General features: G+C 56.4%; 3 rRNA genes. All 3 read right to left on the bottom strand.

Annotated features, from left to right (window positions below):
• Window positions 1–90: 90 nt before the first annotated feature.
• The 3 genes from rrf to I8D64_RS16950 all read right to left on the bottom strand — a co-directional run bounded on the left by rrf (window position 91) and on the right by I8D64_RS16950 (window position 5,275).
• Window positions 91–207 (bottom strand): 5S ribosomal RNA (gene rrf / locus I8D64_RS16960).
• Between the two features lie 113 nt (window positions 208–320).
• Window positions 321–3,388 (bottom strand): 23S ribosomal RNA (locus I8D64_RS16955).
• A 366-nt stretch (window positions 3,389–3,754) separates the two neighbouring features.
• Window positions 3,755–5,275: ribosomal RNA gene (locus tag I8D64_RS16950) — 16S ribosomal RNA — on the bottom strand.
• The 16S, 23S and 5S rRNA genes sit together here, the layout of an rRNA operon.
• Window positions 5,276–5,413: the final 138 nt, after the last annotated feature.

Here is a 5,413-nt window from a genome sequence, read left to right as displayed (position 1 = left end):
TGTGGCTCGTCACCGCGCTCCACCCGAACCCGATCACTCGAGTCCAGGGAGCTGCTCGTGACGAGCCACAACCCTCATTCACAAAGGAATGTCCGGCGGCGTCCTACTCTCCCACACCCTCCCGAGTGCAGTACCATCGGCGCAGAAGGGCTTAGCTACCGGGTTCGGAATGGAACCGGGCGTTTCCCCAACGCTATGACCGCCGTAACACCACGAGACAACACCAGCCCACCACACCCCCCACTTCGAGGGATGCGCGGGGTTGTTTCCCGAGAACCACACAGTAGACGCGAGCACAGCACACAACCCTAAATTTTTGTGTTGATAAGTCATCGGCCATTAGTACCAGTCAGCTCCACACATTACTGTGCTTCCACATCTGGCCTATCAACCCAGTCATCTCCTGGGGGCCTCCCACACCACAAGGGTGCACGGATATCTCATCTTGAAGCAGGCTTCCCGCTTAGATGCTTTCAGCGGTTATCCCTTCCCGACGTAGCCAACCAGCCATGCCCTTGGCAGAACAACTGGCACACCAGAGGTCAGTCCATCCCGGTCCTCTCGTACTAGGGACAGGTCTTCTCAAATATCCAACGCGCGCAGCGGATAGGGACCGAACTGTCTCACGACGTTCTAAACCCAGCTCGCGTACCGCTTTAATAGGCGAACAGCCTAACCCTTGGGACCAACTCCAGCCCCAGGATGCGACGAGCCGACATCGAGGTGCCAAACCATGCCGTCGATATGAGCTCTTGGGCAAGATCAGCCTGTTATCCCCGGGGTACCTTTTATCCGTTGAGCGACACCCATTCCACAATGAGGTGCCGGATCACTAGTTCCTGCTTTCGCACCTGCCCGACATGTCTGTCTCGCAGTCAAGCTCCCTTGTGCACTTACACTCAACACCTGATTGCCAACCAGGATGAGGGAACCTTTGAGCGCCTCCGTTACTCTTTAGGAGGCAACCGCCCCAGTTAAACTACCCATCAGGCACTGTCCCTGATCCGGATCACGGACCGAGGTTAGGAATCCAGAACGACCAGAGTGGTATTTCAACAACGACTCCACACGAACTAGCGTCCATGCTTCCCAGTCTCCCACCTATCCTACACAAGCCGTCCCGAACACCAATACCAAACTATAGTAAAGGTCCCGGGGTCTTTCCGTCCTGCTGCGCGTAACGAGCATCTTTACTCGTAATGCAATTTCGCCGAGTTCGCGGTTGAGACAGTGGAGAAGTCGTTACGCCATTCGTGCAGGTCGGAACTTACCCGACAAGGAATTTCGCTACCTTAGGATGGTTATAGTTACCACCGCCGTTTACTGGGGCTTAAATTCTCAGCTTCGCACCACAAGGGCGCTAACCAGTCCTCTTAACCTTCCAGCACCGGGCAGGCGTCAGTCCGTATACAGCGTCTTACGACTTCGCACGGACCTGTGTTTTTAGTAAACAGTCGCTTCTCCCTGGTCTCTGCGGCCCTCACAGCTCTCACTGCTCAGGCCCCCCTTCTCCCGAAGTTACGGGGGCATTTTGCCGAGTTCCTTAACCACGATTCTCTCGAACGCCTCGGTATTCTCTACCTGATCACCTGAGTCGGTTTAGGGTACGGGCGACCGTATTCGTCACGCCGGAACTTTTCTTGGCAGTACAGGATCACTCACCTACGCCCATACGGGATCCCCATCACGTCTCACCCCATACGGCACCGCATTACCGGTGCGCGGGCTGCACGCTTAGACGGACTATTCCATTAAGTCCGCGGAAGCTACCTCACTGCGTCATCCCATGCGCTGACCTACTACATGCTTGGTTCCCAGCCTCACCCCCACCCACATCCCGAAGGACATGGAGGAGACTCGGGTGGTTAGCATCACACGCCTCGGTATGGGTCCTCCTACGATCGGTTCGGGAATATCAACCCGATGTCCATCGACTACGCCTGTCGGCCTCGCCTTAGGTCCCGACTAACCCAGGGCGGATTAACCTGGCCCTGGAACCCTTGATCAATCGGCGGACGGGTTTCTCACCCGTCTTTCGCTACTCATGCCTGCATTCTCACTCGTGCAGCCTCCACCACTGGGTTACCCCGCAGCTTCACAGTCTGCACGACGCTCCCCTACCCACCCCGGACCAAATCCGGAGTGACACAGCTTCGGCGGTGTACTTGAGCCCCGCTACATTGTCGGCGCAGAATCACTTGACCAGTGAGCTATTACGCACTCTTTCAAGGGTGGCTGCTTCTAAGCCAACCTCCTGGTTGTCTCAGCAACTCCACATCCTTTTCCACTTAGCACACGCTTAGGGGCCTTAGCTGATGTTCTGGGCTGTTTCCCTCTCGACGATGAAGCTTATCCCCCACCGTCTCACTGCTGCGCTCTCACGTACCGGCATTCGGAGTTTGGTTAAGGTCAGTAACCCGGTGGGGCCCATCGCCTATCCAGTGCTCTACCTCCGGCACGAAACACGCAACGCTGCACCTAAATGCATTTCGGGGAGAACCAGCTATCACGAAGTTTGATTGGCCTTTCACCCCTATCCACAGGTCATCCCCTCCATTTTCAACTGAAGTGGGTTCGCGCCTCCACGCGGTCTTACCCGCGCTTCACACTGCCCATGGATAGATCACTTCGCTTCGGGTCTAGAGCCGGCGACTGAACGCCCCGTTCAGACTCGCTTTCGCTACGGCTACCCCACACGGGTTAACCTCGCCACCGACCACTAACTCGCAGGCTCATTCTTCAAAAGGCACGCCGTCACCCCGTAAGGCTCCGACGGATTGTAAGCACACGGTTTCAGGTACTATTTCACTCCCCTCCCGGGGTACTTTTCACCTTTCCCTCACGGTACTTGTCCGCTATCGGTCACGAGGTAGTATTCAGGCTTACCAGGTGGTCCTGGCAGATTCACACCGGATTTCACGGGCCCGGTGCTACTCGGGAACAGCGTCACGCCACACACCACTTTCGTCTACGGGAGTCACACCCTCTACGCCACCGCACTCACCACGGCTTCGACTAGCAGCATGCCAAACGTCGACCCTCCGGCAGAAGAATCAGACACGTCCCAACAACCCCGAACCTGCAACCCCTGCCGGGTATCACACAGATCCGGTTTAGCCACCTCCGCTTTCGCTCGCCACTACTCACGGAATCACTATTGTTTTCTCTTCCTGTGGGTACTGAGATGTTTCACTTCCCCACGTTCCCTCCACACCACCTATACATTCAGTGGCGGGTACCAGAGCATGACCCCTGGTGGGTTTCCCCATTCGGACATCCCCGGATCACAGGTCGGTTGTCACCTCCCCGAGGCTTATCGCAGACTCCTACGTCCTTCATCGGCTCCTCGTGCCCAGGCATTCACCGTGCGCCCTTGAAGACTTAGGCAACACAAAAAAATATCACAAAGACACTAAAAATTGCTTACAAGATGCTCGCGTCCACTATGCAGTTCTCAAAAAACAACCCCACACCACCACAACCCACCAACCGGCAGATCATGACGGGGAGGACCAGCCACACACCCACACCCCCCACAAGAGGGGCAGGGCTGCGTGCAGCCTCAAAACCCAATAGCGTGCCTCCACCTCAAACCCACCAGCCAGACCATCCGTTCCATCCCCCGAAGGGGAGTACTACGACAGCCACACGACCAGCGAGCGAAGCGCCCGTCCGTTGATGTTCCACCCATGAGCAACCACCCCCACCACGAACGGGCAGGCAAGCGGCCACCAATACTGGTGATGCTCCTTAGAAAGGAGGTGATCCAGCCGCACCTTCCGGTACGGCTACCTTGTTACGACTTAGTCCCAATCACCGATCCCACCTTCGACGGCTCCCCCCACAAGGGATGGGCCACCGGCTTCGGGTGTTACCGACTTTCGTGACTTGACGGGCGGTGTGTACAAGGCCCGGGAACGTATTCACCGCAGCGTTGCTGATCTGCGATTACTAGCGACTCCGACTTCATGGGGTCGAGTTGCAGACCCCAATCCGAACTGAGACCGGCTTTTTGGGATTCGCTCCACCTCACAGTATCGCAACCCATTGTACCGGCCATTGTAGCATGCGTGAAGCCCAAGACATAAGGGGCATGATGATTTGACGTCGTCCCCACCTTCCTCCGAGTTGACCCCGGCAGTCTCCCATGAGTCCCCACCATCACGTGCTGGCAACATGGAACGAGGGTTGCGCTCGTTGCGGGACTTAACCCAACATCTCACGACACGAGCTGACGACAACCATGCACCACCTGTGCACCAGTCCAAAGAAGGCCACATCTCTGCAGCTGTCCAGTGCATGTCAAGCCTTGGTAAGGTTCTTCGCGTTGCATCGAATTAATCCGCATGCTCCGCCGCTTGTGCGGGCCCCCGTCAATTCCTTTGAGTTTTAGCCTTGCGGCCGTACTCCCCAGGCGGGGCACTTAATGCGTTAGCTACGGCGCGGAAAACGTGGAATGTCCCCCACACCTAGTGCCCAACGTTTACGGCATGGACTACCAGGGTATCTAATCCTGTTCGCTCCCCATGCTTTCGCTTCTCAGTGTCAGTAATGGCCCAGAGACCTGCCTTCGCCATCGGTGTTCTTCCTGATATCTGCGCATTTCACCGCTACACCAGGAGTTCCAGTCTCCCCTACCACACTCTAGCCTGCCCGTACCCACCGCACGCCCGAGGTTGAGCCTCGGGTTTTCACGGCAGACGCGACAAGCCACCTACAAGCTCTTTACGCCCAATAATTCCGGACAACGCTTGCGCCCTACGTATTACCGCGGCTGCTGGCACGTAGTTAGCCGGCGCTTCTTCTGCAGGTACCGTCACTCTCGCTTCTTCCCTGCTGAAAGAGGTTTACAACCCGAAGGCCGTCATCCCTCACGCGGCGTCGCTGCATCAGGCTTTCGCCCATTGTGCAATATTCCCCACTGCTGCCTCCCGTAGGAGTCTGGGCCGTGTCTCAGTCCCAGTGTGGCCGGTCGCCCTCTCAGGCCGGCTACCCGTCAACGCCTTGGTGAGCCACTACCTCACCAACAAGCTGATAGGCCGCGAGTCCATCCCCCACCGAAAAACTTTCCAACACCCACCATGCAGTAGGTGCTCATATCCGGTATTAGCCCCGATTTCCCGAGGTTATCCCGAAGTGGAGGGCAGGTTACTCACGTGTTACTCACCCGTTCGCCACTAATCCAGCCGTGCAAGCACGGCCATCATCGTTCGACTTGCATGTGTTAAGCACGCCGCCAGCGTTCGTCCTGAGCCAGGATCAAACTCTCCATCAAAAAATGAAAAACTATAATCCCGACAAAACAAACGACTAGCACATTCATATAAATCTGCTACATCATCCGTCATGCCAAAACAAAAAATTTGGCATCAACAAACAGACACGCTATTGAGATCTCAAACAACACGCGCAC

The organism is Brachybacterium halotolerans (assembly GCF_016623465.1).
Taxonomy (GTDB): Bacteria; Actinomycetota; Actinomycetes; order Actinomycetales; family Dermabacteraceae; genus Brachybacterium; species Brachybacterium halotolerans.
The sequence above is the reverse complement of the archived record's forward strand: the minus strand, read 5'-3'. Positions and strand labels throughout refer to the sequence as shown.